The 25,414-nt window shown below is 69.3% G+C and carries 22 protein-coding genes and 1 pseudogene; 12 read left to right on the plus strand and 11 right to left on the minus strand.

Annotated features, from left to right (window positions below; translation table 11 throughout):
• Positions 1-24 precede the first annotated feature (24 nt).
• Positions 25-1,230 (minus strand): 3-oxoadipyl-CoA thiolase, encoded by a 1,206-nt coding sequence (gene pcaF, locus ABNQ40_RS33555; protein WP_109049256.1) that lies wholly within the window; start codon positions 1,228-1,230, stop codon positions 25-27.
• 206 nt (positions 1,231-1,436) lie between these two features.
• Positions 1,437-2,324, minus strand: coding sequence for a transcriptional regulator GcvA (gcvA, locus tag ABNQ40_RS33560; RefSeq protein ID WP_158285562.1), 888 nt, complete (start codon positions 2,322-2,324; stop codon positions 1,437-1,439).
• 109 nt (positions 2,325-2,433) lie between these two features.
• Here gcvA and ABNQ40_RS33565 point away from each other — a divergent pair, with 109 nt between their 5' ends.
• From ABNQ40_RS33565 to ABNQ40_RS33595, 7 genes are all read left to right on the plus strand, one after another.
• Positions 2,434-3,597 (plus strand): acyl-CoA dehydrogenase family protein, encoded by a 1,164-nt coding sequence (locus ABNQ40_RS33565; RefSeq protein WP_109049254.1) that lies wholly within the window; start codon positions 2,434-2,436, stop codon positions 3,595-3,597.
• Positions 3,594-5,768, plus strand: coding sequence for an acetate--CoA ligase family protein (locus tag ABNQ40_RS33570; RefSeq protein ID WP_109049253.1), 2,175 nt, complete (start codon positions 3,594-3,596; stop codon positions 5,766-5,768). The genes ABNQ40_RS33565 and ABNQ40_RS33570 overlap by 4 nt, the downstream gene beginning before the upstream one ends.
• Positions 5,765-6,148 (plus strand): hypothetical protein, encoded by a 384-nt coding sequence (locus tag ABNQ40_RS33575; protein WP_109049252.1) that lies wholly within the window; start codon positions 5,765-5,767, stop codon positions 6,146-6,148. The genes ABNQ40_RS33570 and ABNQ40_RS33575 overlap by 4 nt, the downstream gene beginning before the upstream one ends.
• Positions 6,148-6,996: an alpha/beta fold hydrolase gene (locus tag ABNQ40_RS33580; RefSeq protein WP_109049251.1), complete on the plus strand. Its 849-nt coding sequence runs from the start codon at positions 6,148-6,150 to the stop codon at positions 6,994-6,996. Before ABNQ40_RS33575 ends, ABNQ40_RS33580 begins: the two co-directional genes overlap by 1 nt.
• Before the next feature lie 105 nt (positions 6,997-7,101).
• The gene (locus ABNQ40_RS33585) at positions 7,102-8,343 is read left to right on the plus strand and encodes an ABC transporter substrate-binding protein (RefSeq protein WP_109049250.1); all 1,242 of its coding nucleotides are present in this window, start codon (positions 7,102-7,104) and stop codon (positions 8,341-8,343) included.
• Positions 8,340-10,460, plus strand: a complete 2,121-nt coding sequence (locus tag ABNQ40_RS33590; protein WP_391349319.1) for a 3-hydroxyacyl-CoA dehydrogenase NAD-binding domain-containing protein — start codon at positions 8,340-8,342, stop codon at positions 10,458-10,460. The genes ABNQ40_RS33585 and ABNQ40_RS33590 overlap by 4 nt, the downstream gene beginning before the upstream one ends.
• Positions 10,461-10,468: 8 nt before the next feature.
• Complete coding sequence (locus ABNQ40_RS33595) at positions 10,469-11,914, plus strand: NAD-dependent succinate-semialdehyde dehydrogenase (protein ID WP_109049249.1); 1,446 nt, start codon at positions 10,469-10,471, stop codon at positions 11,912-11,914.
• Positions 11,915-11,965: 51 nt separating this feature from the next.
• On the opposite strand, the gene ABNQ40_RS33600 is transcribed toward ABNQ40_RS33595, so the two are convergent.
• Together ABNQ40_RS33600 and ABNQ40_RS33605 are read right to left on the minus strand one after the other, a co-directional pair.
• The gene (locus ABNQ40_RS33600; RefSeq protein WP_109049248.1) at positions 11,966-13,483 is read right to left on the minus strand and encodes a class I adenylate-forming enzyme family protein; all 1,518 of its coding nucleotides are present in this window, start codon (positions 13,481-13,483) and stop codon (positions 11,966-11,968) included.
• A pseudogene (locus tag ABNQ40_RS33605) lies at positions 13,480-14,653 on the minus strand (acyl-CoA dehydrogenase family protein). The gene ABNQ40_RS33600 and the pseudogene ABNQ40_RS33605 overlap by 4 nt, the downstream one beginning before the upstream one ends.
• Positions 14,654-14,851: 198 nt before the next feature.
• Between ABNQ40_RS33605 and ABNQ40_RS33610 the strand changes: the two are divergent.
• The 5 genes from ABNQ40_RS33610 to ABNQ40_RS33630 all read left to right on the plus strand — a co-directional run bounded on the left by ABNQ40_RS33610 (position 14,852) and on the right by ABNQ40_RS33630 (position 19,876).
• Positions 14,852-15,694 (plus strand): phytanoyl-CoA dioxygenase family protein, encoded by an 843-nt coding sequence (locus ABNQ40_RS33610; protein ID WP_391349322.1) that lies wholly within the window; start codon positions 14,852-14,854, stop codon positions 15,692-15,694.
• A gap of 4 nt (positions 15,695-15,698) precedes the next feature.
• Positions 15,699-16,844 (plus strand): alcohol dehydrogenase catalytic domain-containing protein, encoded by a 1,146-nt coding sequence (locus tag ABNQ40_RS33615; RefSeq protein ID WP_158285561.1) that lies wholly within the window; start codon positions 15,699-15,701, stop codon positions 16,842-16,844.
• Positions 16,837-17,640: an enoyl-CoA hydratase-related protein gene (locus ABNQ40_RS33620; protein ID WP_109049244.1), complete on the plus strand. Its 804-nt coding sequence runs from the start codon at positions 16,837-16,839 to the stop codon at positions 17,638-17,640. The genes ABNQ40_RS33615 and ABNQ40_RS33620 overlap by 8 nt, the downstream gene beginning before the upstream one ends.
• Positions 17,641-17,745: 105 nt before the next feature.
• Positions 17,746-19,026 (plus strand): ABC transporter substrate-binding protein, encoded by a 1,281-nt coding sequence (locus ABNQ40_RS33625; protein WP_109490869.1) that lies wholly within the window; start codon positions 17,746-17,748, stop codon positions 19,024-19,026.
• A gap of 133 nt (positions 19,027-19,159) precedes the next feature.
• The gene (locus ABNQ40_RS33630; RefSeq protein ID WP_391349324.1) at positions 19,160-19,876 is read left to right on the plus strand and encodes a GntR family transcriptional regulator; all 717 of its coding nucleotides are present in this window, start codon (positions 19,160-19,162) and stop codon (positions 19,874-19,876) included.
• A gap of 45 nt (positions 19,877-19,921) precedes the next feature.
• Here ABNQ40_RS33630 and ABNQ40_RS33635 read toward each other — a convergent pair whose 3' ends face one another.
• From ABNQ40_RS33635 to ABNQ40_RS33665, 7 genes are all read right to left on the minus strand, one after another.
• The gene (locus ABNQ40_RS33635; RefSeq protein ID WP_391349326.1) at positions 19,922-20,857 is read right to left on the minus strand and encodes a metal ABC transporter substrate-binding protein; all 936 of its coding nucleotides are present in this window, start codon (positions 20,855-20,857) and stop codon (positions 19,922-19,924) included.
• Between the two features lie 31 nt (positions 20,858-20,888).
• Entirely contained in the window at positions 20,889-21,773 is an 885-nt protein-coding gene (locus ABNQ40_RS33640) for a metal ABC transporter permease (protein ID WP_109490868.1), read from the minus strand.
• Positions 21,770-22,540 carry a metal ABC transporter ATP-binding protein gene (locus tag ABNQ40_RS33645; RefSeq protein ID WP_109049241.1) on the minus strand — a complete coding sequence of 257 codons (771 nt, stop codon included), beginning with the start codon at positions 22,538-22,540 and terminating at the stop codon, positions 21,770-21,772. The genes ABNQ40_RS33640 and ABNQ40_RS33645 overlap by 4 nt, the downstream gene beginning before the upstream one ends.
• 22 nt (positions 22,541-22,562) lie before the next feature.
• Entirely contained in the window at positions 22,563-22,700 is a 138-nt protein-coding gene (locus tag ABNQ40_RS33650; protein ID WP_158285559.1) for a hypothetical protein, read from the minus strand.
• The gene (locus ABNQ40_RS33655; protein ID WP_247879715.1) at positions 22,690-23,238 is read right to left on the minus strand and encodes a DUF1826 domain-containing protein; all 549 of its coding nucleotides are present in this window, start codon (positions 23,236-23,238) and stop codon (positions 22,690-22,692) included. Before ABNQ40_RS33655 ends, ABNQ40_RS33650 begins: the two co-directional genes overlap by 11 nt.
• A 302-nt stretch (positions 23,239-23,540) precedes the next feature.
• Complete coding sequence (locus ABNQ40_RS33660; RefSeq protein ID WP_109049239.1) at positions 23,541-24,317, minus strand: amino acid ABC transporter ATP-binding protein; 777 nt, start codon at positions 24,315-24,317, stop codon at positions 23,541-23,543.
• Positions 24,317-25,405, minus strand: coding sequence for an amino acid ABC transporter permease (locus ABNQ40_RS33665; RefSeq protein WP_109490867.1), 1,089 nt, complete (start codon positions 25,403-25,405; stop codon positions 24,317-24,319). The genes ABNQ40_RS33660 and ABNQ40_RS33665 overlap by 1 nt, the downstream gene beginning before the upstream one ends.
• Positions 25,406-25,414: the final 9 nt, after the last annotated feature.

The following is a 25,414-nucleotide window of genomic DNA, read 5'->3' on the forward strand; positions in this document are numbered from 1 at the left end:
CCTTTCGCTTGGGGGAAATGCCCCTCACACCCGTTCCAGCAGCATAGCGATGCCCTGGCCGACGCCGATGCACATGGTGCACAGGGCGTATCGGCCGCCGCGCAGCTCCAGTTCGATCAGTGCGGTGGTGGCCAGCCGGGCACCGGACATCCCCAGCGGATGGCCAAGCGCGATGGCGCCGCCGTTGGGGTTGACCCGCGGATCGTCATCCGCCAGTCCAAGCTCCCGTAGACAGGCAAGGCCCTGTGCGGCGAACGCTTCGTTCAACTCGATCACGTCGATGCGGTCGAGCGGCACGCCTGTGCGGTCGAGCAGGCGGCGAACCGCCGGGACCGGTCCGATCCCCATCGCGCGCGGCTCGACGCCGGCCACCGCCGCGCCGACGATGCGGGCACGCGGCGTCAGGCCGTGACGCCGGGCCGCCGCCTCTCCGGCGACGATCAGCGCCGCCGCGCCGTCGTTGATGCCGGACGCGTTGCCGGCGGTCACGGTGCCGCCGGGTCGCACCACCGGCTTCAGCGCCGCAAGCTGGTCGAGCGTGGTGTCGGACCGCGGATGCTCGTCGGCCGTCACCTCGGTGATCGCCTCCTTGCGGCCGGCGACCGGCACGGCGACGATCTCCCGGGCGAAGCGTCCGCTGCGCTGGGCGGCGCCGGCCCGCTGTTGCGAGCGCAGGGCGAAGGCGTCCTGGTCCTCGCGGGCGATGCCATACCGCTCCGCCACCGTCTCGGCGGTTTCCGGCATGGTGTCCACGCCGTGTGACGCCTTCAGGCGCGGGTTGACGAAGCGCCAGCCCATCGTGGTGTCCTCCAGCCGCATCGCGCGGGAGAAGGCGCCGTCGGCCTTGCCCATCACGAAGGGCGCGCGCGACATGCTCTCCGCCCCGCCGGCCAGGAGCAGGGATTGTTCGCCCGCGCGCACGCCGCGCGCCGCGAGCGCGATGGCGTCGAGCCCCGACCCGCACAGGCGGTTCACCGTGGTGCCGGGCACCGTTTCGGGCAGACCGGCCAGCAGGACCGCCATGCGTGCGATGTTGCGGTTGTCCTCTCCCGCCTGGTTCGCGCAGCCCAGGATCACGTCGTCGATTGCCGACGGATCGAGCGACGGGTTGCGGTCGAGCAAGGCCCGCAGGGGAATGGCGGCGAGATCGTCGACGCGCACCGGCGCCAGCGCGCCGGCGTAACGCCCAATCGGCGTGCGCACGGCGTCGCACAGGAATGCTTCGGTCATGGAGTTGGCCTTCCGCTACCCGCCGCCGATGGAGCAGGACGGGCACATTGTTGGGCAGGAGGATGGGTTGGGCAGGAGGATGGTGGCCGGTCGCGGCAGCGATGGATGGGCCGGCCGTGTCCCCGACTATCGGAAGTCCATTGGAAAGCGGCAACTGACATAAACTTGCCGGCGCATAACCTGTGGTAATGGACCGTTGCCGCGCCTCAGCCGGCCGCCACCTGCTCCAGCAGCCAGTTGCGCACCTTCGCGATGCGGGCGCGGTCCTGGTGGTTGGGCGGCACCACGAAATAATAGCCGAGGTCGCGGCGCAGGGGCCGGTCGATCGGACAGACCAGGCTGCCGCTGCGCAGTTCGGTTTCCAGCATGGCGGGTTGGCCCATGGCGATGCCCAGCCCGTCCAGGGCGGCCTGATAGGTCAGCAGCGAACTGGGGAACATCAGCGGCTCCTGCGTCTCCGCCATCGTCACGCCGGCCGCCTCCAGCCAGTCGGACCAGTCCCGCCGCCGGTAGTGGGAATGCAGCAGCGGGTAGCGCAGAAGATCGGCCGGCGCTTTCACCGGCGGGCCGCCGGCCAGCAGGGTGGGGCTGCACACCGGCAGGATTTCGTCGGAAAACAGGAAGACCGAGTCCATGCCCTGCCAGTCGCCGGTGCCGAGCTGGATCGCCGCGTCGACGTTGTCGCGGGCGAAATCGACCGGCGCCACCGCCGTCCGGGTGCGCAGCCGCAGATCGGGGTGGTTGGTCTGCAACTGCGGAAGGCGCCGCATCAGCCATTTCGCCATGAAGGTCGCATAGACCTGCAGCTTCAGGGGAGCGGCGGCACGGGCGGACACCAGTTCGGACGTCGCCTCCGCGATGCAGCGGAAGGCCGGTGCGATCTGCGCCGCGTAGCGCTTGCCCTCGCTGGTCAGGGTCAGGCCGCGGGTCTCGCGGTGGAACAGCCGGACCCCCAGGTAATCCTCCAGCAGGGCGACCTGCCGGCTGACCGCCGGCTGGGTGACGCTCAACTCCTCCGCCGCCTTTGTGAAGCTGCCGTGCCGTGCCGCGCATTCGAAGACGTGGAGCGGATTGAGCGGGGGAACCTGGCGCAACTCTCGTTCCATTACATAAGGTTATATGTGCCCAACAACTAGGAATTTGCCGCTTGTCCGTCAATGAGATTGATTGTCCGTAACGCAAATCGATAGCCCCGTCGGAGCCATGGACTTTCAACTCAACCAGGAACAGCGCGCCTTCGCCGACTCCGTGCGCCGCTTTGCCCGCGCCGAGCTGGCCGCCGACGCGCTGAAGCGCGCCCATTCCCCGGCCTTTCCCTGGGACGTGGCCGCGAAGCTATCGGAGATGGGCCTGCTGGGCATCACCATCCGCGAGGAGGATGGCGGCGTCGGCGGCACGCTGATGGACGCGGTGATCGCCATCCAGGAGTTGGCGCTGGTCTGCCCCAAGAGCGCCGACGTCGTCCAGGCGGGCAATTTCGGGCCGATCCGCACCTTCGCCGAATATGCCAGCCCCGAGCAGAAGGAGCGCTGGCTGGGCGACCTGCTCGGCGGGCGCACGCTGCTGGCGCTGGGCATGAGCGAACCGGACGCCGGATCGGCCGTCACCGATCTGAAGACCAGCGCCCGCGAGGACGGCGACCATTACGTCATCAACGGGTCGAAGGTCTTTTCCACCCACAGCCCGGAAGCGACGCTGTTCCTGATCTATGTCCGCTTCGCCCCCGGCGTCGGCGGCATCGGTTCGGTGCTGATCGAACGCGGCACCCCCGGCTTCGCCGTCGGCCAGCCCTCCGCCTTCATGAGCGGAGAGGAATGGTGCCAGCTCTATTTCGAGGACTGCCGAATTCCCAAGGCGAATGTCCTGCTGGGGCCGGGCGGTTTCAAGAAGCAGATTGCCGGCTTCAACGTGGAGCGCATCGGCAACGCATCGCGGGCGCTGGCGCTTGGTCGCCATGCCTTCAACCTTGCCAAGGCGCATGCGGAGACGCGGATCCAGTTCGGCCGCCCCTTGTGCGAATTCCAGGGGCTGCAATGGAAATTCGCCGACATGGCGCTGAAGCTGGAGGGTGCGCAGCTGCTGCTCTACCGTGCCGCCACCAATGCCGACAACGGCCTGCCGTCGGCCTATGAGACCTCCATCGCCAAGCTGGCCTGCAACCTCGCCGGCTTCGAGGTCGCCAACGAGGCCCTGCAGATCATGGGCGGCACCGGCTACAGCCAGGAGGCCCTGGTCGAATATTGCGTGAAGCGGACGCGCGGCTGGATGATCGCCGGCGGCTCCATCGAGATCCTGAAGAACCGCATCGCCGAAGAGCTGTTCGAGCGCCGCTTCGACCAGCGCCCGCCGCGGGAGAGCCGGTCGTGAGCGGCACCGCCCTCAAAGGCTGCACCGGCTCTGCCCTGGCCGAGGCCCTGCTGCGGCCGCGGACGGTGGCGCTGGTCGGGGTGTCGGACGACATCGCCAAGACCGCCGCGCGTCCGCTGCGCTTCCTGCGCCGCGCCGGCTATGGCGGCGCGGTCTACAGCGTCAACCCGACCCGCGCCACCGTGCAGGGCGAGCCGGCCTTCGCGTCGCTGTCGGCCCTGCCGGAACGGCCGGACCACGCCTTCATCCTGACCGGCACCGACGCGGCCATCGCAGCGCTGGAGGAGTGCGGGCGGCTGGGCGTCCCGGTCGCGACCATCCTGGCCGGCGGTTTCTCCGAAGCGGGCGGCGCCGGCATCGAACGCGAAAAGCGGCTGGCCGAGATCGGCCGGTCCTATGGCGTGCGTGTGCTCGGCCCGTCCAGCATCGGCGTTGTCAATGTGCATGAGCGGCTGGTGCTGACCGCCAACGCCGCCTTCGCCGAACCCGACCTGCCGGAAGGCGGGGTGTTCGTCGCCTCGCACAGCGGAAGCCTGATCGGTGCGATGCTGTCGCGCGGCAAGGCGCGCGGCGTCGGTTTCGCCGGGCTGGTGTCGGTCGGCGGCGAAGTGGATTTGTCGGTCGGCGAGATCTGCGAGGCGACGCTCGATGATCCGAAGATCGGCGGTTATCTGCTGTTTCTGGAATCGATGCGCAACGCCGACGCGCTCCGCCGCTTCGCTTTGGCGGCGGCGGAGCGCGGCAAGCCGGTGGCGGCCTACAAGCTGGGCCGTTCGGCGGAGGCGGCGGAACTGGCGGTCTCCCACACCGGCGCGCTGGCCGGGGAGGATGATGTCGCCGACACCTTCCTGCGCGATTGCGGAATCGCGCGGGTGGAATCCTTCGACGGGCTGCTGGAGATCATGCCGCTGCTCAACCGGATGCCGGTGAAATCGGTGCGGCATCCTGCTGTCGGCGTCGTCACCACCACCGGCGGCGGTGCCGCCATGGCCATCGACCAGCTTGCCATCCGCGGCGTGCGGGTCGCCGCCCCCAGCCCGGACACCGTACGCCGCCTTGCCGAGGTCGGGATCGTGGCAGGGGAGGGGCGCCTGGTCGATCTGACGCTGGCGGGCACCCGTTACGACGTGATGAAGGCCGCGCTGGGGGTGATGCAGACCGCGCCGGAATTCGATCTGGTGCTGGCGACGGTCGGTTCCTCCGCCCGCTTCCAGCCCGATCTGGCGGTGGCGCCGGTGATCGACAGCGCCCGCGAGCATGACAAGCCGCTGGCCGCCTTCATCGTGCCGGAGGCGCCGGAAGCGCTGCTGCGCCTGAGCGCCGCCGGGGTCCCCTGCTTCCGCGCACCGGAATCCGGCGCCGACGTGATCGCCGCCGCGTTCAACCGACGGGTTCCCCGTCCCGAACTGGCGACCCCGCCGCCGGCGGTTCCGCCGGATGCCGGATCGGGTGCCGGGCGGCCCATCGACGAGGCCGAGGCCTACCGTCTCTTCGCCCGCGTCGGCGTCCCCCATGCGCCGGTCGCGGTGCTGACGGTCGGCGAACCGGTGCCGGAGCTTCCCTTCGCCTATCCGGTGGTCGCCAAGGTCCTGCACCCGGACATCGCCCACAAGACCGACGTCGGCGGCGTGGTGCTGAACGTCGCCGATGCCGGCGCGCTGTCGGCCGCCATGGCGGCGATCCGCGACCGTGTCGAAGCCGCGCGGCCGGGGGTGGGCGTGCGCAGGATCCTGGTCCAGCCGATGACCCGAGGCGTGGGCGAGGTGCTGGTCGGTCTGCGCCGCGACCCCCAGGTCGGGCCGGTGGTGATGCTGGCCGCCGGTGGCGTGCTGACCGAGATCTACCGCGACCGTGCCCTGCGGCTGGCTCCGGTGGACCGGGCCACCGCGCTGGAGATGATCGGCGAGGTGAAGGCGCTCCAGGCCCTGGCCGGCTATCGTGGCCGGACCGCGGGCGACCTCGGCGCCGTCGCCGATGCGCTGGTCGCCGTCTCCCGTCTTGCCCTGCTGGACGACGTGACCGTGCTGGAGGCGGAGATCAACCCGCTGATGGTGATGGCTGACGGGCAGGGGGCGGTGGCGGTCGACGCGCTGGTCCAACTCGCAACGGCGGATGCGCCCGCGCATCCCCAAGAAGACGACACCGAAACCCGTTCCGGGAGGAACCGATGATGTCCAGGCCGGATGTGCTCTCACTGCCGGAGCTTGTGAACGCCAATGAACGGCTCGTCCATCGCGGCCGTTTCCTGACCGCGGTGATGCGGCTGGACATCGGCGCCGACGCCTATCTGATCTCCATCGACCGCGGGCGGATCGCCGAGGTTCGCAAGGGTCCGTTCGTCATGCCGTCCTGGACCTTCGGCCTGTCCTGCCCCGCCGATGCGCTGGCGCGCTTCTGGCAGCCGCTGCCGCCGCCGGGCTTCCACGACCTGTTCGCCCTGCTGCGGCGGGGCGACCTGACCCTGTCCGGCAACCTGCAACCCTTCATGGCCAACCTGCTCTACATCAAGGACGTGATGGCCAGCCTGCGCAGCCCGAAGGAAACCGCCTGATGCGTGCGACGATCGAATCCATCACCGGGCGTTACATGCGGCTGGATTACAAGGGCCGCGAGCACCGGATCTATTTCGAAGAGGCGGGGCAGGGCATTCCGCTGGTCTGCCTGCACACCGCCGGTTCGGACGGCCGCCAGTTCCGCGGCATCCTGAACGACCCGCGCATCACCCGCGATTTCCGCGTCATCGCCTTCGACCTGCCCTGGCACGGCAAATCCTCGCCGCCCGCCGGCTGGCAGGACGGCGACTACCAGCTGACCAGCGCCGACTACACCGACATCATCCTGACCGTCTGCCGGGCGCTGGAGCTGGACCGTCCGGTGGCGATGGGCTGTTCCATCGGCGGGCGCATCGCGCTGCATCTGGCGATGGAGCATGCCGAGGAGTTCCGCGCCATCATCGGGCTGCAATCCTCGGCCCACGTCCATCCCTATTACGACACGACCTGGCTGCATCATCCGGACGTGCATGGCGGGGAGGTCTGTGCCGCCATCGCCGCCGGGCTGGTCGGGCCGAACGCGCCCGACGCCCACCGCTGGGAAACGGTGTGGCACTACATGCAGGGCGGTCCGGGCATCTTCAAAGGCGACCTCTATTTCTACAAGGTGGACGGCGACATCCGCCATCGGCTGAGCGAGATCGACACCAGCCGCTGCCCGCTCTATCTGCTCACCGGCGAATACGACTACTCCTGCTCTCCGGCCGACACATTGGAGACCGCCGCCTGCATCCCCGGCGCCACCGTATCGATCATGCCGGGGCTGGGCCATTTCCCGATGAGCGAGGACCCGGAAGGCTTCGTCGTCCATCTGCTGCCGGTCCTGAGCGAGATCGCCCACCGCTGAGCCCCGTTCCGACGGCAGGCATTCCAACGGCAAGCGCTTCGACAACAACCGGCCGCCGCCCGCAACGAAGGCGGCGGCCACCAATTCCCTGGGGAGGGACCAATCATGCGTGCCATCACTGTTCGGGTGCCCGGTCTGCGGGCGCTGACCGCCACGGCCGTCGCGGCACTGACCATCGGTCTGGCCGGCAGCGCGGCGGCCGAGATTTCCGGCAAGACGGTGAAGATCGGCGTTCTGACCGACATGTCCGGTCCCTATTCCGACAATGTCGGCGCCGGAGCCGTGCTGGCCGCCCAGATGGCGGCGGAGGATTTCGGCGGCAAGGTCAATGGCGCCGCGATCGAGATCGTCTCGGCCGACCACCAGAACAAGGCGGACGTGGGCTCCGGCATCGCACGGCGCTGGTATGACGTCGAGGGGGTCGACGCGATCACCGAGGTGGTGTCGTCCGCCGTGGCCCTGTCGGTGCAGGGGCTCTCGCGCGAGAAGAACCGCATGTTCCTGGCGACCGGCCCCGGTACGCCGGACCTGACGGGCAAGGCCTGTTCGCCCGTCGGCGTGCATTGGGCCTACGACAACTATGCCCTGCCGACCGTCGCCACCACCGCGCTGGTCAAGCGCGGCCTGAAGGACTGGTATTTCCTGACCGCCGACTACAGCTTCGGCCACGCGCTGGAAGGCGAGGCGACCCGTGTGGTCAAGGCCAACGGCGGCACGGTCGTCGGGGCGGTGCGGGCGCCGCTCAACACCGCGGACTTCTCCTCCTACCTGCTGCAGGCGCAGGCATCGACGGCCACCGTGATCGGGCTGGCGAACGCCGGGGCCGACATGATCAATGCCGTCAAGCAGGCGAACGAGTTCGGCATCACCGCCGGCGGCAAGACGATGGCGGCGCTGCTGGTCAATTTGCCCGACATCCATGCCCTGGGGCTGGAGAGCGCACAGGGCCTGACCTTCGCCGAAAGCTTCTATTGGGACATGAACGACGAGACGCGGGCCTGGAGCAAGCGGTTCATGGACCGTTTCAACGGCCGGGCGCCCGGCGGTTTGCAGGCGGCGGTCTATGGCGCCGTCACCCATTATCTGAAGGCGATCCAGGCCATCGACAGCGACGACGCCACCAAGGTGGCCGAACAGATGCGCAAGACTCCGATCGACGACTTCTACACCAAAAACGGCTCCATCCGTCCCGACGGGCGGGTTATCCGCGACATGTACCTGATGCAGGTGAAGAAGCCGTCGGAGTCCAAGGGGCCGTGGGACTATTACAAGGTCCTGGAAACGGTGCCCGGCGACAAGGCCTTCCGCCCGATGGACCAGGGCGGCTGCCCGCTGGTGGCGAAGTGACCGGCAGGCAGGCCGAAGTGCTCGGCGACCGGGCCGGCGGAACGGTCCGGCTGGAGCGCGACGGCGGGGTGGCGGTGATCGTCATCGACAACCCGCCGGTCAATGCCGGGTCCGCCGCCGTGCGCCGCGGGCTGCTCGACGCCGTCGCGACGGTCGCGGCGGATCCCGATCTGGAAGCGGCGGTGCTGATCGGCGCCGGCAGGACCTTCATCGCCGGCTCCGATCTGCGCGAGTTCGGCCAGCCGCTGGAGGAGCCGCAGCTTCCCGCCGTCATCGCCGCCATCGAGGCCTGCGCGAAGCCGGTGGTCGCCGCCCTGCACGGGGCGGCGCTGGGCGGCGGGTTCGAGCTGGCGCTGGGCTGCGACGCCCGCGTCGCGGCCCCCGGCACGCGGGTGGGGCTGCCGGAGGTGACGCTGGGCATGATCCCCGGCGCCGGAGGCACGCAGCGCCTGCCGCGTCTGGTCGGCGTTTCCACCGCCATCGGCCTGATCTGCGAAGGCCGTCGGGTATCCGCCGCCGATGCGCTGGCGCTCGGGCTGGTCGATGCGGTGGCGGAGGGGGATGGAGCGCAGTCCTTGCGGGCATCCGCCGTCGCCCATGCGCGGGGTCTCGCCGGGGCCAAGAACCGGGTGGCCAACCGCGCCGTCCCGACAGAGCCGGCCGAGCGCATCGAGGCCGCGGCCAGCGCCGCCCTGCGCGCCGGTCGCGGGCGTCCTCCGGTGGTGGAGGCGATCCGTGCCGTCCGTGCCGCGGCCGGGCGGCCGCTGGACGAAGCGCTGGCGGATGAGCGTGCGGTTTTCCAACGGCTGCGCCTGGAGACGGAAGCCTTCGCCCGCCGCCACCTGTTCTTCGCCGAGCGGGATTCGGCCCGCCTTCCCGGGTTGGATGGCGTGGCGGCGCGGCGGCTGGAGCGGATCGGCGTGATCGGCGCCGGCACGATGGGGACAGGCATCGTCATCGACGCGCTGGACGCCGGTCTGCCGGTGACGCTGCTGGAACGCGACGCGCAAGCGCTGGAGTCCGGGATGGCCCGGCTGCGCGACCACTACGCCCGCCGGGTGGATGGCGGGAAGATGAGCGCCGGGGAGGCTGGGAAGCGGCTCGCGGCGCTCGATCCGACCACCGACATGGTGGCGCTCGCCACCGCCGATCTGGTGATCGAGGCGGTGTTCGAGGATATCCCGGTCAAGCAGGACCTGTTCCGCCGCCTGGATGCCGTGCTGGCGCCGGGGACGGTGCTGGCGTCGAACACCTCCTATCTGGATCTCGACGCCATCGCGGCGGCCACCGGACGGCCGCAGGATGTGGTGGGTCTGCATTTTTTCAGCCCGGCCAACGTCATGCGCCTGCTGGAGGTGGTCCGCGGGGCGAAAACCGCGCCCGACGCTCTGGCGACCGGACTCGCGCTGGCGAAGCGGCTCGGCAAGCTCCCGGTGGTGGCGGGCAACGCCTTCGGCTTCATCGGCAACCGCATCTATGCCGCCTACCGCCGCCAATGCGAATTCCTGATCGAGGAAGGGGCGCTTCCGGCGGATGTCGACGCGGCGCTGGAGCGGTTCGGTTTCGCCATGGGGCCGTTCGCGGTGGCCGACCTGTCCGGACTGGACATCGCCTGGCGGATGCGCCGGCAACAGGCCGCGACCCGTGATCCTGCGGCCCGCTACGTCGAGATTCCCGACCGGCTGTGCGAGGTTGGACGGTTCGGCCGCAAGACCGGCGCTGGCTATTACCGCTATCCGTCCGGCGCGAAGCGGGGCGAACCGGACCCGGAGGTCACCGCGCTGATCGAAGCGGCGTCGGCGGCCAAGGGCATCGCCCGCGCTGCGGTTTCCGACGAGGAGATCGTCACCCGTGTGCTGCTGACCATGGTCAACGAAGCCGCCTGCCTGCTGTCGGAGGGGGTTGCCGCCCGCGCGTCGGACATCGACCTCGTGCTGGTCAACGGCTATGGCTTTCCGGCCTGGGAGGGCGGGCCGCTGTTCTGGGCCGGCCGCCAGGACCCGGCATGGCTGGAAGCCGGGCTGGCGCGGCTGCGAGAGCTCAGCGGACCGGGTTTCCGGCTCTGCGATCCGGGCGTGCTTCGCGCCGCCTTGGGTCCATCGAACTTGGCTGTATAGAGGCGACGATGACGAACACCGCCTATCCTGACCTTTGCCTGTGGATCGGTGGGCGCTGGATCGAGGCCGGAGGCCGGACCGGCGAACCGGTGATCGACCCCGCGACCGGCGCGACGCTCGGACTGCTGCCCCACGCCGGTGCCGACGACGTGGATGCGGCGGTGGCGGCGGCAGCCGATGGCTTCCGGCTCTGGCGGCGGACCAGCGCGGTCGAGCGGTCGGCGCTGTTGCGCCGCACGGCCGACCTGATGCGGGCGGATGCCGGCAGCCTCGCCGCCCTGATCGCCCTGGAACTGGGCAAGCCGGTCGTCGAGGCCGTGCGCGAGGTCGAGACGGCGGCCGGCATGTTCGACTGGGCCGCGGAGGAATGCCGCCGGTCCTATGGCCGCATCATCCCGCCCCGCACGCCGGGCCATCGGCTGATGGCGCTGCGCGAGCCCGTCGGGCCGGTGGCGGCCTTCAGCGGCTGGAACGCCCCGGCGATCACGCCAGCGCGCAAGATCGCGGGCGCGCTGGGGGCGGGCTGCTCCATCGTCATCAAGCCATCGGAAGGGACGCCGGCGTCCGCCCTCTTCATCGCCCGGGCGCTGGCCGAAAGCGGTCTGCCCGCCGGTGTCGCCAACATGCTGTTCGGCAACCCCGGTGCGGTGGCCGAGCGGCTTCTGGAGGCGGAAGCCATCCGCATGGTGTCCTTCACCGGCTCGATCCCCGTCGGCAAGCATCTGGCCGCCCTGGCGACGCGGACGATGAAGCGCGGCGTCTTCGAGCTGGGCGGCCACGCCCCGGTGCTGGTCTTTCCCGACGTGGACGTCGACGCGGTGGCCCGCGGTGCGGCTGCCGCCAAGTTCCGCAGTTCCGGGCAAATCTGCACGTCGCCGACCCGCTTCTATGTGCATCACTCGATCCATGACCGTTTCGCCGCCGCTTTCGCCGAAGCGGCAACGGCCATCCGTGTCGGCGATCCCTTCGACAGCGCGACGCAGATGGGTCCGGTGCAGAACGCCCGCCGGCTGGCAGCGGTCGAAGCGCTGGTGGAGGATGCCCGGCGGAACGGCGCGACGGTGGCGGCCGGCGGCGCCCGCATCGACCGGCCCGGCTTCTTCTATCGGCCGACGGTGCTGACCGGCGTCACCGACGCCTGCCGGGCGGCCAGCGAAGAGCCGTTCGGGCCGCTGGCGCTGGTTGCCTCCTTCCGCGACGCGGACGAAGCGGTGGGATTGGCGAACCGCCTGTCGCTCGGGCTGGCGTCCTACGTCTTCACACGGGACCTCGCGCTCGCCGACCGGCTCTCGGCGGAGATCGAATGCGGCAATGTCGTGGTGAACCATTGGGTGGTGTCGCACCCGGAAACGCCCTTCGGCGGCATCAAGGACAGCGGCATCGGACTGGAAGGCGGCACCGAGGGGTTCCAGGCGTTCGAACAGGTGAAGTTCGTCAGCCAGGCCCCCCTTTGATCGGCCTGGAAACCCTGCATCGATCAACGGATCTTAGGCGAGGGGCTTTCCTCATCGCTTTTGGGGGCGTGCAAGGGTATCGGCCTTGTGCCTCCCCAGGTCCACGACGTCGCCGGGCTGATCTTGCAGCAGATGGCGCTGCACCTTCTGTGTGGCCGTCTTCGGGATTTCCGTCCGCATCTCGACGAAGCGCGGAATCATGAAGGCCGGGATGCGGCCGGTCAGGAAAGCCGGCAGGTCCCGTGGGTCGAAGCCGGGACGGGGAACGATCACCGCCTTGATCTCCTCGCCGAGGATGTCGTCGGCAACGCCGACGACGGCGCAGTCCTGAACGGCCGGATGCTTCAGCAGGGCTGTCTCGATCTCGACGGGGGCGATCATCTCCCCGGCGCGCCGGATCAATTCCTTCATCCGGCCATCGAAATGCAGGAAGCCGTCGGCGTCGATCATGCCGCGGTCGCCGGTGTGCAGCCACAGGTTCCGCGTTGCCGCCACCGTCGCTTCGGGCTTCTTCCAGTAGCCGTCGAACATCAGGCCGGGGCGGCGGGCACGGACGACGATCTCGCCCTTCGCGCCGGGAGGGAGCGGGGTGTCGTCGGCATCGACCACGCACAGTTCGGTGTCCGGCCGGGGCGCGCCGACGCTGCCGAACTTCGCGGCCCGGGCGGTGTTCATCGACACCCAGCCGCCGGTCTCGGTCATGCCGTACAGCTCGCGCACCGCAAGGCCCAGCCGCTCCTCGATCTCGCGCCAGACCCCGGGGGGCGCGCCGCCGCCGACCGCCCAGCGCAGGGAGTGGCCGCGCTCCGGCCCGGTCAGCCGCTTGGCGAGGATGCTCAGCACCGTGCCGACATAGGTGAAGCCGGTGGCGCCGTACCGCCGCGCATCCTCCAGCAGCCGCGAGGCCGAAAAGCGCGGCAGCAGCGCCAGCGCCGCCCCGGACCGCAGGCAGGACATCACGCCATACATCTGCGGATTGGCGTGAAACAGCGGCAGGAACAGCAGGATCCGATCCTCCTCCGTCAGCTCCAGCGCCGCCGCCATATGCTCGCCCGCCAACTCGTAGCAGGCGTTCGGAATGACCGCCCCCTTCGGCAGGCCGGTGGTGCCGGAGGTGTAGAGGATGGCGTTGGCCGTGCCGCCGGGCAGGGCGAGGCGGCGGCGCGGCGCCCGTCCGGGGCCGGCGGCCGTCTCGAAACGGTCGTCCATCGGCAGCAGCGCCGGGGCGGCGGCGGGCAGGGCGGGGAGGAACTCCTCCTCGGCGATCAGCACGGAGGCTTCGCTCTGCTTCAGCAGATAGCGCAGCCCCTCGCCGACCAGGGCGGTGTTGAGCGGAACCGTGATGGCGCCCAGCTCCGACAGCGCGAACCATGCGACGAGGAAGCCCGGCCGGTTGCCGACCATCATCGCCACGGTGCTGCCGGCCGTCACACCCTGCGCGGCCAGACGCTCGACGGCGTCGTCCACCAGCGCCGCCATGGCGCCATAGGTGATGCTGCGGTCGCCGAACAGCAGGAAGGGACGGCCGGGCGTGGCGGCGGCGCGGGCATAGAGCGGATCGGCGATCACGACAGCGCCTCCCGCCGCAGGGCCACATGCTGTTGCAGCCGTTTGGCGATGGTGTTCTTGAGGATTTCCGACGATCCGCCGGCGATCTCGTAAGCCTTGGCGTCGCGCAGGTATCGCCCGAAGCGCGCCGATTCCATGACGCCATAGGCGCCGAATCTGCACGGCGCGGGCGGCGGTGTCGGTGGCGACCCGGCTGGCCAGCAGCTTGGCCTCGCTGCCGAAACGGGCGATGTCGTCATGCGCGTCCAGCTTGCGCGCGGCTTCGTAGGTCAGCAGCCGGGCGGCGTCGATGTCCGCCAGCATGTCGGCGAAGTACCATTGGATTCCCTGGAAATCCAGGATCCTGCGGTCGAAGGCGCTGCGTCCGGCGGCGAAGTCCAGCGCACCGTCGAAGGCGGCCCGTGCGATGCCGAGGCTGATGGCGGCGGCCATGGTCCGCGAATAGTCCAGCGTCGTCACCGCCTGCCGGACGCCCTTGCCCTCCACCCCGATCAGGTGATCGGCGGGCAGCGCCACCCGGTCCAGCACCAGATCGACGTGCGGACCGTTGCGCAGGCCGAAGGTGGCGGCGTTCGGCCCTTCCTCCGTCGACACGCCATCCATGCCTTGGCGGACGAAGAAGGCCGACACGCCGACCGGCGTTTCCGCCAGGATCACATAGGCCTCCGCGGCCGAGCCGGAGGTGATGAAGGATTTGCGGCCGCTCAGAATCCAGCGGTCGCCGTCTCGCACCGCCTTGGTGTCGAGGCTGCGGATGTCGCTGCCGTGGTTGGCCTCGGTCAAGGCGTAGGAGGTGATCAGCCCGCGGCCGAACTCCGGCAGAACCGTGCTTTTCAGGCTGTCCGCGCCGAACAGGCGTATGATGGTCTGGGCCTGCAGGATGGTGATCAGGCTGATGCCGACGGCGGCGCTGGCATAGGAGGCCTCCTCGAACAGCGCCGCACAATGGGCGAAGCCGAGGCCACGTCCGCCGAACTCCTCCGGCAGCGTCAGGCTGGTATAGCCCTGGCGGGCCAGTTCCTTGATCGCGGCGACCGGATAGACGTCCTCCCGGTCGATGGCGTCGGCGTCAGGCTCCACATGGTCGGCGACTGCACGCCTCAGGGGCGCCAGAAATTCCGGTTCGACCGGGTCGGTCCACAACCCTATCGGCATTTGCATCGGCCGCATCCTCCCTTGGGATCCTGTCGGTATCGGCACCGGTCGCCGGCTTGACGCAGCCGGATGATCCGCTCTTTCCCCGGGCGATTTGTTCGATGGGCGGATCGTTGACGTTTTCCATTGAATCCGTTCGCATACGATAATAACCTACCGATATATCGGCTGTACATCAATCATATCTTCAAAGCGGAACCGAGGGAGGGTGCCATGAGACTGACCGACGCGCAGGTGGCCGAGTATGAGGAACGCGGCTATCTGGTGTTTCCCGGCCTCGTGTCGCGCGAGGAGGTGGAAATCCTGCGCCGCGATCTGCATCGCGTGACGGGGATCAAGGCCGAAGGTGTCATCCGTGAGAAAAGCGGTGCGGTCCGGTCGGTCTTCCGTGTGCATGACGGGACCAGCCCGACCGCATCGCCGCCGTTCCAGGCGCTGGCGACCCTGCCGCGGGTGATCGACCCGGCGCGTCAGGTGCTGGGCGACGAACCGGCCTACGTCTATCATACGAAGTGCAACCTGAAGGACGCCATCGACGGCGCCATCTGGCAGTGGCACCAGGATTACGGCTACTGGAAGACCGACGGCGTCGACCGGCCGGACATGACGACCTCGCTGCTGATGCTGGACGAGGCGACCGAGATCGGTGGCTGCCTCTACTTCATTCCCGGCAGCCACAAGCTGGGCCGGCTCGATCCGGAAATGGACGAGACCACGACATCCTACAAACTGTGGACGGTGCCCAAGGATCAGGTCATCGAGATCATGACGCGGTTCGGCGATCCGGTGCCGATCACCGGCAAGCCGGGCACCGTGGTCCTGTTCCATCCGAACATCGTTCACGGCTCCGGCCACAACATGTCGCGCCATGCGCGCTGGCACATCTACACCGTCTACAATCAGGTTTCGAACAGGCCGCATGGCATTGAGAATCCTCGGCCGGAATGGGTGGTGGCGCGGCGCTGCGACGCTTTGGAGACCGGCAGCGACGACGGCATCCTGCGTCTGGCCGATGCCGATGCAGATGCCGAGACCCGGCGGCCGGCGGCGGAGTAGGGGGATGGCGGGATCGACCTTCCAGGCGGCGGTGCTTCGCGAGACGGGAGCACCGCTGTCCATCGAACCGCTCACCCTGGCGCCGCTTGAGCCGGGCGATGTTCTGATCCGCATGCATGCGGCCGGCCTGTGCCACACCGACCGCGAGGCGATGACCGGCGCCTTCGCTGTGCCGCTGCCGGTCGTGCTCGGGCATGAGGGCGCCGGCGTGGTCGAGGCGGTCGGGTCGGCGGTTCAGCGGGTGAAGCCGGGCCAGCATGTGGTCTGCACCATCTATGCAGCCTGCGGCCAGTGCTATTACTGCCGCCACGACCAGCCGATGCTGTGCGACATGGTGGTGCCCAACCATCGCGCGGCGACCCTGTCGGCGGGACGCAGGCGGCTGCGCGACGCTTCCGGGGCGGAGGTCGGCCATTTCCTCAGCGTGTCGTCCTTCGCCGAATACGCGGTGGTTCCGGAGGCCGCGGCCATTCCGGTGCCGGACGAGATGCCCTTCGACCGCGCCTGCCTGCTGGGCTGCAGCGTCATCACCGGCGTCGGAGCGGCGCTGCGCGTCGCCCGTGTCGGGCTGGGCGACAGCGTGGTGGTGATCGGCTGCGGCCCGGTGGGGCTGAACGTGGTGCAGGGCGCAAGGCTGGCCGGGGCCGGGGCGATCGTCGCCGTCGACCGCCGCGCCGACAAGCTGGAGCGCGCCAGTGCCTTCGGCGCCACCCACACCATGTTCGGCGGCGAGGAATTGGGCAGCGAGGAATTGGGCAGCGAGGATCTGGCGGCCCGGGTGCGCGCGATCACCGGCGGCCGCGGAGCCGACCACGCCTTCGAGGCGGCGGGCGTCATCGGCTCGCTCCAGGAGTCGGTGGACTGTACCCGGCCGGGCGGCAGCGTCACCATCCTGGGCAAGACCGATCCCAACCGGCTGGTCGAACTGCGCTTCGGCTCGATCAGCGGCGAGCGGCGCATCCTGCGCTCCAGCCTGGGCGGAGCGAAGGCGGCCGACGATTTCCCGGCCTATGCGCAGGCCTATCTCGACGGCCGGCTGCGCCTGGATGAGATGATCGACCGGCGTTTGCCGCTGGCCGCCATCAACGATGCTTTCGAGGATGTGGAGCGCGGCGATGTCATCCGCGCCGTGGTGGTGATGCATGAGTGACGACACTGTCGAGAATACCGGCACCGCCCGGCTGGAGCGCCGGGGCGCCGTCGCCATCCTGACGCTGGACGCGCCGAAGACCCGCAACGCCGTCACCGATCCGCCGGTGTTGAACCCGCTTGTCGCGGCGCTGGAGGAGGTGCGGGACGACCGCTCGGTGCGGGTGCTGGTGGTGACCGGCGCCGGCAAGGCCTTCAGCGCCGGCGGCAACATCCACGACATCCGCGACCGGCGCGGCATGTTCGGCGGCCCGGCCGATCAGGTGCGCAACGCCTACCGCGCCGGGGTCCAGCGCATCCCCCGCGCCATGGCCGATCTCGAAATCCCGGTGATCGCGGCGGTGAACGGCCCTGCCTATGGCGCAGGCTGCGATCTGGTTTTCATGTGCGACCTGCGCATCGCCGGGGAGTCGGCGCGGATCAGTTCAAATTTCGTGAAGCTGGGGCTGATTTCCGGCGATGGCGGGCTGTGGTTCCTCACGCGCGTCGCCGGTCCGGCGGTGGCCGCTGAAATGGCTTTCACCGGACGGGCGGTCGGCGGCGCGGAAGCGGCGGCCCTGGGCCTGGTGTCCCGCGTGGTGCCGGACGCCGACCTGATGCCGACGGCTCTGGCCCTGGCGGAGGAGATCGCCGCCAATCCGCCGGAAGCGGTGCGCATGACCAAGCGCATGCTGCAGCAGGCGGGCCGGGTCGATCTGTCCACCATGCTCGACATGGCGGCGGCGTTGCAGGGCATCTGCCACGCGGGAGAGGAATCCCGCCTCGCCATCGCGGCGGCGACGAAGCCCGTCTCCTGATCCGCCGAGTTTCCAGCCGCTATAAGGGCCGGCGCCGAACGACCGGCCCATCATGACGGCTCCAGCCAACCAGACAATCATCTGAACAGGGAGGGACGACCCATGATGAAACTCATGTCGCACGGAATGCTGGCCGCCACGGCCGCAGGCATCGCGCTGACGTTCGGCACGCTGCCCTGGTCGGCCGCAGCCCAGACGACCACCGCTCAATCCGCGCCTGCCCAGAAGGCGACCGGCCCGATCCGCATCGGCGTTCTGACCGACCTGTCCGGGTCGCTTGCCGACCTCAGCGGCAGCGGCAGTGTCGAGGCGGTGAAAATGGCCGTGGAGGATTTCGGCGCCTCCGTGCTCGGCCGTCCGGTGGAGGTGTTGTCCGCCGACCACCAGAACAAGGCCGACATCGGCGTGCAGATCGCCGCCGACTGGTACGACAACAAGAATGTCGAGGTGGTGATCGACCTGCCCAACTCGGCGGTGATGCTGGCGATCCAGGAGCTGACCCGGCGCAAGAACAAGATCGTCTTCGGCACCGCCGGCGGCTCGTCGGACTTCACCGGCAAGAGCTGCTCGCCCAACGGCGTCCACTGGGTCTACGACACCTATGCGCTGGCCGCCGGCACCGGGCGGACCATGGTGAAGCAGGGCGGCGACAGCTGGTACTTCATCACGCTGGATTACTCCTTCGGCCTGTCGCTGGAGCGCGACACCGCCGCCTTCGTCACCGGTGCCGGCGGCAAGGTGCTGGGTTCGGCCCGCCATCCGCTGAACAGCGCCGACTTCTCCTCCTACCTTCTGCAGGCGCAGGCGAGCGGGGCCAAGGTCATCGGGCTTGCCAACGCGGGTGGCGACCTGATCAACACCGTCAAGCAGGCGGCGGAGTTCGGCATAACGAAGCAGGGCCAGAAGCTGGCCGGGCTTCTGATGTTCCTGTCGGACATCCATGCGCTCGGTCTGGAGACGGCGCAGGGACTGGTGTTGACCGAATCCTTCTACTGGGATCAGAACGAGGAGACCCGGGCCTTTTCCAAGCGGTTCTTCGAGCGGACCGGCCGCATGCCGACCATGGTGCAGGCCGGCGATTACGGCGCGATCACGCATTACCTGAAGGCCGTGAAGGCGGCCGGCAGCATCGAAGCGCCGACCGTCATGAAGACGATGCGCGACACGCCGATCGACGACTTCATGACCAGGAACGGCCGCATTCGCGAGGATGGCCGGGTGTTGCGCGACATGTACCTGTTCGAGGTGAAGACCCCGGCGGACTCCAAGGGCAAATGGGACTATTACAAGCAGCTCGGCGTCATCGCCGCCGCCGATGCCGCCCGCCCGCTGGCCGAGAGCGACTGCCCGCTGGTCCGCAAATCCGCCGATGCCGGCAAGCCGTAACCGGCGGATCGGTTTCGGGCGCCTCCGCCCGCTTGCGTCTCCGGTCCCGGCGCGCTAAAGCCAGGATAGGAAACGCGGGCGGGCGTTGGATCGGGCCGGGCTCGAACCGGTGCCAGGAGACGGGGGCGACAGGGTGACAGAGCCGGCCAGTCAGCAGATGGGACAGCAGGCGGGAGCCCAGATCGAAACCGGATCGATGGCCGATCAGGCCTATGCTGCCATCGAGGAACTGATCGTGTCGGGCACGCTGCCGCCGCGCAGCTTCGTGTCGGAGAAGCAGATCAGCGCGCAGCTCGGCATCGGCCGCACCCCGGTGCGCGAGGCGTTGAAGCGGCTGGAGATGGACGGCCTGGTGACCATCGTCCCGTCACGCGGGATCATGGTCACCGAAGTGGACGTGAAGCTTCAGCTCTACGTGCTGGACGTGAGGCGCGAGCTGGAACGCCTCATCGCCCGGCGCGCCGCCCGTTACGCGCTTGCCCCCGAACGGGAGCGGTGCCGTGCCATCGCCGGCGAGATGCTGGAGGCGGCCCGCAACGGCGACGGCATGCGTTTCATGCATCTCGACCAGGAGGTGAACCAGCTGCTGGACCAGAGCGCCCGCAACCCGGTGGCGGCCCAGACCATCCGGCCGCTGCGGTCGCTGTCCCGCCGATTCTGGTTCCAGAATTACCATGCCCATATCGGCAGCCTGGAGGATGGGGCCAAGACCCATGCCGACCTGATGCTGGCGATCCACCGCGGCGACGCGGAGGAAGCGGCCGCCGCCTCGGACCGGCTGATGGCGTATGTCGAGGCCTACGCGCGCGAAACCCTGCGTTACCCCTTCGACGGTCCCGCGCCTCAATAAGGCGGGACGGGGCGGGGACAATGCCCGCCCCGTCCCGCCATGCCGTCAGGAGGCGGGCGCCAGCGCCTTGGTGAACTGGGCCAGATTGTGGCGCATCATGTCGACGTAGGTCGCCGCCGGGCCGTCCGCCGCCGACAGCGCATCGGAATAGACCCGCCCGCCGATGCGCGCACCGGTCTCCCGCGTGATCTGCTCCAGCAGGCGCGGATCGGCGATGTTCTCGACGAAGACCGCCTTGATCTTCTCCGTCTTGATCTGGCGGATCAGCTTGGCGATGTCGCCGGCCGCCGCCTCGGATTCGGTGGACATGCCGACAGGGGCGAGGAAGGTGACGCCGTATGCCTTGCCGTAATAGCCGAAGGCATCGTGCGAAGTGACGATCTTGCGGTCCTTGCGCGGGATCGGCTTCAGCGCGGCCTTGATCTCCGACTCCACCGCGTCGAGCTTCGCTTTGAACGCGGCGTGGTTGGCGCGCAGGGTGGCGGCCTTGTCGGGAGCGGCGGCGACAAGGCCCTTGAGGATGTTGTCGGCATAGATCTTGGCGTTGGCGACCGACTGCCAGGCGTGCGGGTCGTGGGCGCCGTGATCGTGGCCGTGATCGTGGCCGTGGTCCTCATGGCCGGCTTCGTCATGCTCCACCTCGCCGGCAATGGGCTTGACGCCGGTGCTGGTGACGGTGACCGGGCCCTTGTAGCCGGACGCCTTGACCAGCCTGTCGATCCAGCCCTCCATGCCCAGGCCGTTGACGACGACAAGCTTGGCGGCGCCGAGTGCACGCGCATCGGCGGGGGTCGGTTCATAGACATGGGCGTCGCCGTCTGGGCCGACCAGCGTCGTCACCGCGACCTCGTCGCCGCCGATCTGGCGGACCATGTCGCCGAGAATGGTGAAGGTGGCGACCACCTTCACCGGTTCGGCCATGGCGGGAAGCGCGAAAAGCGCCATCGCCATCGCCAGGGAAGCGGCGAATGAACGTTTCATCGGGAAGTCTCCTTGGAAGGAAGCACGGACATCAGGCCTCCAGATGCCGGCCGGGAAACCAGCGCGTCCGCAGGCTGCCGACCGGCCCCAGCGCCAGCGACAGCAGGTAGCCGGCCCCGGCGACCAGGACGATGGACGGCCCGGACGGCAGATTGAGGTGGAAGGACAGCAGCAGGCCGCCGATGCCGGACGCGAAGGCGAGCGCCATGGCGGTCAGCGCCAGCGTGGCGATGCCCTCGGCCCAGAAGCGCGCCGAGGCGGCCGGCAGCATCATCAGCCCCACCGCCATCAGCGTGCCCAGCGCCTGGAAGCCGCCGACGAGGTTGAGGACCACCAGCACCAGGAAGACGAGGTGGCACAGCGCGCCCAGCCGCCCTCCCGTGCCGCCGGCCGCGCGCAGGAAGCCGGGATCGAAGCATTCCACGACGAGCGGGCGGTAGAGCAGGGCCAGCGTCAGCAGCGTGACGGTGGCGATGCCGGCGACCAGCAGCAGACCGGCATCGTCCACTGCCAGGATGGTGCCGAACAGCACATGCATCAGGTCGACGTTGCTGCCGCGCAGCGAGACGATCAGCACCCCGCCGGCCAGCGAGATCAGGTAGAAGGCGGCGAAGCTGGCATCCTCGCGCGAGGCGGTCACCCGCGACACCAGCCCGGCGAGCAGCGCCACCGCCAGCCCGGCGAGAAAGCCGCCGATGCTCATCGCCCACAAGGACAGGCCGGCGGCGAGAAAGCCGATGGCGGCGCCGGGCAGCACGGCATGGGACATGGCGTCGCCCATCAGGCTCATCCGCCGCAGCACCAGCAGAACCCCCACCGGGCCGCATCCGAGCGACAGCGCCAGACAGGCGGCGAGCGCCCGCCTCATGAAGCCGAACTCCAGGAAGGGGGCGGCGGCGACGTCATAGAGGGTCATGGCGCTGACCTCCGGCAAAGCGCGGCCTTGTCGTCCCAGGATTCCGCCATCGCACGGGCGCGGACGAGGTTGGCGGGAGCCAGTGCGTCGGCGGTTCGGCCCCAGGCGATCGGCTCGCGCGCCAGCAGAAGCGTGTCGGGGAAATGGCTGCGGACCTGCTCCAGATCGTGCAGCACGGCGACCACGGTGCGCCGTTCGCCATGCCAGCGCCGCACGACCCCGAGCAGATCGGCTGTCGTCCTGGCGTCGATGGCGGTGAAGGGCTCGTCGAGCAGGATCAGGCGGGCATCCTGCAGCAGCAGGCGGGCGAACAGCACGCGCTGGAACTGGCCGGCCGACAGGGCGGCGATGGGACGCCGCTCGAAGCCGGACAGGCCGACGGCGGCCAGCGCCTCCCCGGCCTGCCGCGTCAGGGCAGGCCCTATGGAGCGGAACAGACCGACCCGCCGCCAATGTCCGAGCAGGACGGTGTCGAGCACATCGATGGGAAAATCGCGTTCGATCTCGGCCTGCTGCGGCAGATAGGCAATGTCGGCGGCGGTCAGTCCGTGCAGCGTCACCCGGCCGTCGAGGGGGCGCAGCGCGCCGACGATCGCCTTGAGCAGGGTGCTCTTGCCGGCACCGTTGGGGCCGACCACGGCGGTGAGCGAACCCTCCCGGAAGCCGCCGGACAGATGGTGGACCGCCGGATGCCGCCGGTATCCCAGAGTGAGGTCGGTCAGGCGGATGAGCGGATTAGCCAGTGCGTCAGCGGTGGTCGATGCCATGTCAGATCGTCCGGTCCAGTGGTCAATCCAGCGCCCAATCCAGCGCCCAATCCAGCGCCCAGGCGACCGTCAGCCACAGGAGGGCACACAAAAGAGCGGCGGCGGCGATCCGGCTCAGCGCGGAGGCGGCCAACGGCGAGCGGGAGCGGTCAGTGATCATTATGGTCCAGGCAGAGCAGCAGGCGGCGCGCACCGGACGGGTCGGCCGGCGGCGAGCGATGGACGAGACCGCGCCCGCGGTTGCCGGGCCATGCCTCTCCCTTCAGCAGGGCGACATGGCCGGCACGGAGCATCTGGATGCGGCGCGGATCGGACAGCACGGCATCGTTGTCGCCACGGCCCAGTGCCGGGCGGGTGACCGCCCCGTCGGGCAGCCACTGCGTGCCGGCACCCCGGTAGGTGCAGAGCAGGCGGAGGCCGACATGATCGACATGGAAAAACCGGCAGCCGTCACCGGACATGCTGTCCAGGCGAAGCCGGATCGCAGTGCATCCGAGGATGCCCGCATACACCGTCACCAGATGGACGATGTCGTCGAACAGCGGCCCCGCGTTCCAGCGCGACGGCAGGGCGGCGGCCAGATCGGCGGTCACCTCATCCGGTGTCGTCGCGAGTTGGAAGGACGGCCAGTCCTGTTCCGCGAGCTGGGCGCACTGTCCGGAGATCCCGGCCGGCAACCGGCGGCGCCAGACAGCCAAGTTAACGTCGAAGCGCCGGATGACCGATAAGGCGTTGGCAGTACGGCACCGGGCTGGCTGGCCATGTCCCTTCGGACCGGCGGACGGCCGCATGGTGACGGGGGCCGGAGAATTGGGAAGGCTTTGCATGCGGCCTCGGCGGAAAACGGCAATGCCGCAGTAATGTTATATCATAACATATATTGCAAGCGCGTTCTTGCTCCGCCCGGCCCTGCTGACCGCGCTGCTGGTGGCGCGGCGCCTCCGGGGCTTTCGGTTACTTCGCCAACCTGTCGGTCCAGCACGAGGTTGCAGGGCCGACGTCACTGGAGAATCTGGTGCAGGAAGCTGCGCGTCCGTTCGTGACGCGGGGAGGCGAAGAACTCGTCGGGCCCGGCGCATTCGACGATCCGTCCCGCATCCATGAAGACCACCCGGTCGGCGACGCGGCGGGCGAAGCCCATCTCGTGCGTCACCACGATCATGGTCATGCCGTCCTCGGCCAACGACACCATGGTCTCCAGAACCTCCTTCACCATCTCCGGATCGAGCGCCGAGGTCGGCTCGTCGAACAGCATCACCTGCGGCTCCATGCACAGGGCGCGGGCAATGGCCACCCGCTGCTGCTGCCCGCCGGAAAGCTGGCCGGGGAATTTCGTCGCCTGCTCGGCGATGCGGACGCGCCGCAGCAGCTGCATCGCCCGGTCCTCGGCCTCCCGGCGCGGGGTGCCGCGCGCCAGCATCTGCGGCAGGGCGCAGTTGTCGAGGATCGACAAATGGGGGAACAGGTTGAAGTGCTGGAACACCATGCCGACGCCGCGGCGGACGGCATCGATGTTGCGCACGCTGTCGGTCAGTTCCACCCCGTTGACGGCGATGCGGCCGGCCTGATGCTCCTCCAGCCGGTTGATGCAGCGGATCAGCGTCGATTTGCCGGACCCCGACGGGCCGCAGACGACGATGCGTTCTCCCGCCGCCACGGTCAGGTCGACCTTCGAGAGCACCTGGAAGGTGCCGTACCATTTGTCGACCGCCTCAATCAGGATGGCGGGGCTCGCGGCAGCGGGGGCAAGGGAGGGTACAGGCATGGGGGAGGTCATCAGCGCAGATCCTTTTCCTGGACGCGGCCTTCCAGCCAGCGGGCGTAAAGCGAGATGGCGAAGCAGATGAGGAAATAGACCGCCCCCACGAACAGGTAGCTTTCCGCATAGGGGGCCGGCCAGACGGGGTCGGAGGCGGCGGTGCGCGCGGCGCTCAGCATGTCGAAGACGCCGACGATCAGCACCAGGCTGGTGTTCTTGACCATGACGATGGCGGTGTTGGTCAGCGGCGGGATGACCTTCTGGATCGCCTGGGGCAGCACGACATGCCACACCGCCTTCCACACCGGGATGCCGAGCGCGCGGGCGGCCTCCATCTGTCCGCCGGGGACGCCCTGCAGGCCGCCGCGGATCACCTCCGCCAGATAAGCCGCGGCGAAGATGGTCAGGGCGGCGAGCGTGCGGCCCAGCTTGTCGACCGACCAGCCGGCGGGCAGCAGCAGCGGCATCATGATCGAGGAGATGAAGAGCAGCCCGACCAGCGGCATGCCACGGATGGTCTCGATCACCAGCACCGACAGGAAGCGCGGGACCGGCACCTTGGAGCGGCGGCCGAGCGCCAGCGTGACGGCGACCGGAAACCCCAGCCCCAGCGAGAGGATCGCCAGCAGCAGCGTGACCGGCAGGCCGCCCCAGTTGGCGGTGGAGACGAAGGGCAGGCCGGTGAAACCGCCCCACATCAGCGCCAGCATCGCGCCGATTGCCACCCCCCAGGCCATCAGCAGGCGGCGCCCCCAATGGCGGGGCGGCAGCGACACCAGAACCATTGCCAGAACCAGCCCGATCACGGCCAGCGGCCGCCACTGCTCGTCGGCCGGATAGACGCCGAACAGGATGAAGCGGATCTTGGCGGCGACCAAGGCCCAGCAGGCACCGCCGGCACCACAGCGGCCGGGATCGGCCGTGCTCCACACGGCATCCAGCACGCCCCAGCGCAGCGCCGGCAAAAGCGCCAGGACGAGGGCGCCGGTCATCACGGTCAAGCCGGCCGCGAGCAGGTCGCCGAACAGGATTTGCAGGATCGGGGTGCGGCGGCGCTTCGGCGGTCCGTCCGCTGCCGCGGCGGGAATGGCGGTGGTCATGGTCATGATCGGAAA

The sequence above is a fragment of the Azospirillum sp. A23 genome (genome assembly GCF_042938965.1).
GTDB lineage: Bacteria > Pseudomonadota > Alphaproteobacteria > Azospirillales > Azospirillaceae > Azospirillum > Azospirillum melinis.

What these genes read in the sequence shown, in the direction of transcription:
- pcaF (WP_109049256.1), bottom strand. Translation starts at nt 1,230, where the DNA reads ATGACCGAAGCATTCCTGTGCGACGCCGTGCGCACGCCGATTGGGCGT.
- ABNQ40_RS33665 (WP_109490867.1), bottom strand. Translation starts at nt 25,405, where the DNA reads ATGACCATGACCACCGCCATTCCCGCCGCGGCAGCGGACGGACCGCCG.
- ABNQ40_RS33580 (WP_109049251.1), top strand. Translation starts at nt 6,148, where the DNA reads ATGCGTGCGACGATCGAATCCATCACCGGGCGTTACATGCGGCTGGAT.
- ABNQ40_RS33660 (WP_109049239.1), bottom strand. Translation starts at nt 24,317, where the DNA reads ATGACCTCCCCCATGCCTGTACCCTCCCTTGCCCCCGCTGCCGCGAGC.
- ABNQ40_RS33635 (WP_391349326.1), bottom strand. Translation starts at nt 20,857, where the DNA reads ATGAAACGTTCATTCGCCGCTTCCCTGGCGATGGCGATGGCGCTTTTC.
- ABNQ40_RS33615 (WP_158285561.1), top strand. Translation starts at nt 15,699, where the DNA reads ATGGCGGGATCGACCTTCCAGGCGGCGGTGCTTCGCGAGACGGGAGCA.
- ABNQ40_RS33610 (WP_391349322.1), top strand. Translation starts at nt 14,852, where the DNA reads ATGAGACTGACCGACGCGCAGGTGGCCGAGTATGAGGAACGCGGCTAT.
- ABNQ40_RS33650 (WP_158285559.1), bottom strand. Translation starts at nt 22,700, where the DNA reads ATGATCACTGACCGCTCCCGCTCGCCGTTGGCCGCCTCCGCGCTGAGC.
- ABNQ40_RS33595 (WP_109049249.1), top strand. Translation starts at nt 10,469, where the DNA reads ATGACGAACACCGCCTATCCTGACCTTTGCCTGTGGATCGGTGGGCGC.
- ABNQ40_RS33575 (WP_109049252.1), top strand. Translation starts at nt 5,765, where the DNA reads ATGATGTCCAGGCCGGATGTGCTCTCACTGCCGGAGCTTGTGAACGCC.
- ABNQ40_RS33640 (WP_109490868.1), bottom strand. Translation starts at nt 21,773, where the DNA reads ATGACCCTCTATGACGTCGCCGCCGCCCCCTTCCTGGAGTTCGGCTTC.
- ABNQ40_RS33625 (WP_109490869.1), top strand. Translation starts at nt 17,746, where the DNA reads ATGAAACTCATGTCGCACGGAATGCTGGCCGCCACGGCCGCAGGCATC.
- ABNQ40_RS33565 (WP_109049254.1), top strand. Translation starts at nt 2,434, where the DNA reads ATGGACTTTCAACTCAACCAGGAACAGCGCGCCTTCGCCGACTCCGTG.
- ABNQ40_RS33585 (WP_109049250.1), top strand. Translation starts at nt 7,102, where the DNA reads ATGCGTGCCATCACTGTTCGGGTGCCCGGTCTGCGGGCGCTGACCGCC.
- ABNQ40_RS33620 (WP_109049244.1), top strand. Translation starts at nt 16,837, where the DNA reads ATGAGTGACGACACTGTCGAGAATACCGGCACCGCCCGGCTGGAGCGC.
- ABNQ40_RS33645 (WP_109049241.1), bottom strand. Translation starts at nt 22,540, where the DNA reads ATGGCATCGACCACCGCTGACGCACTGGCTAATCCGCTCATCCGCCTG.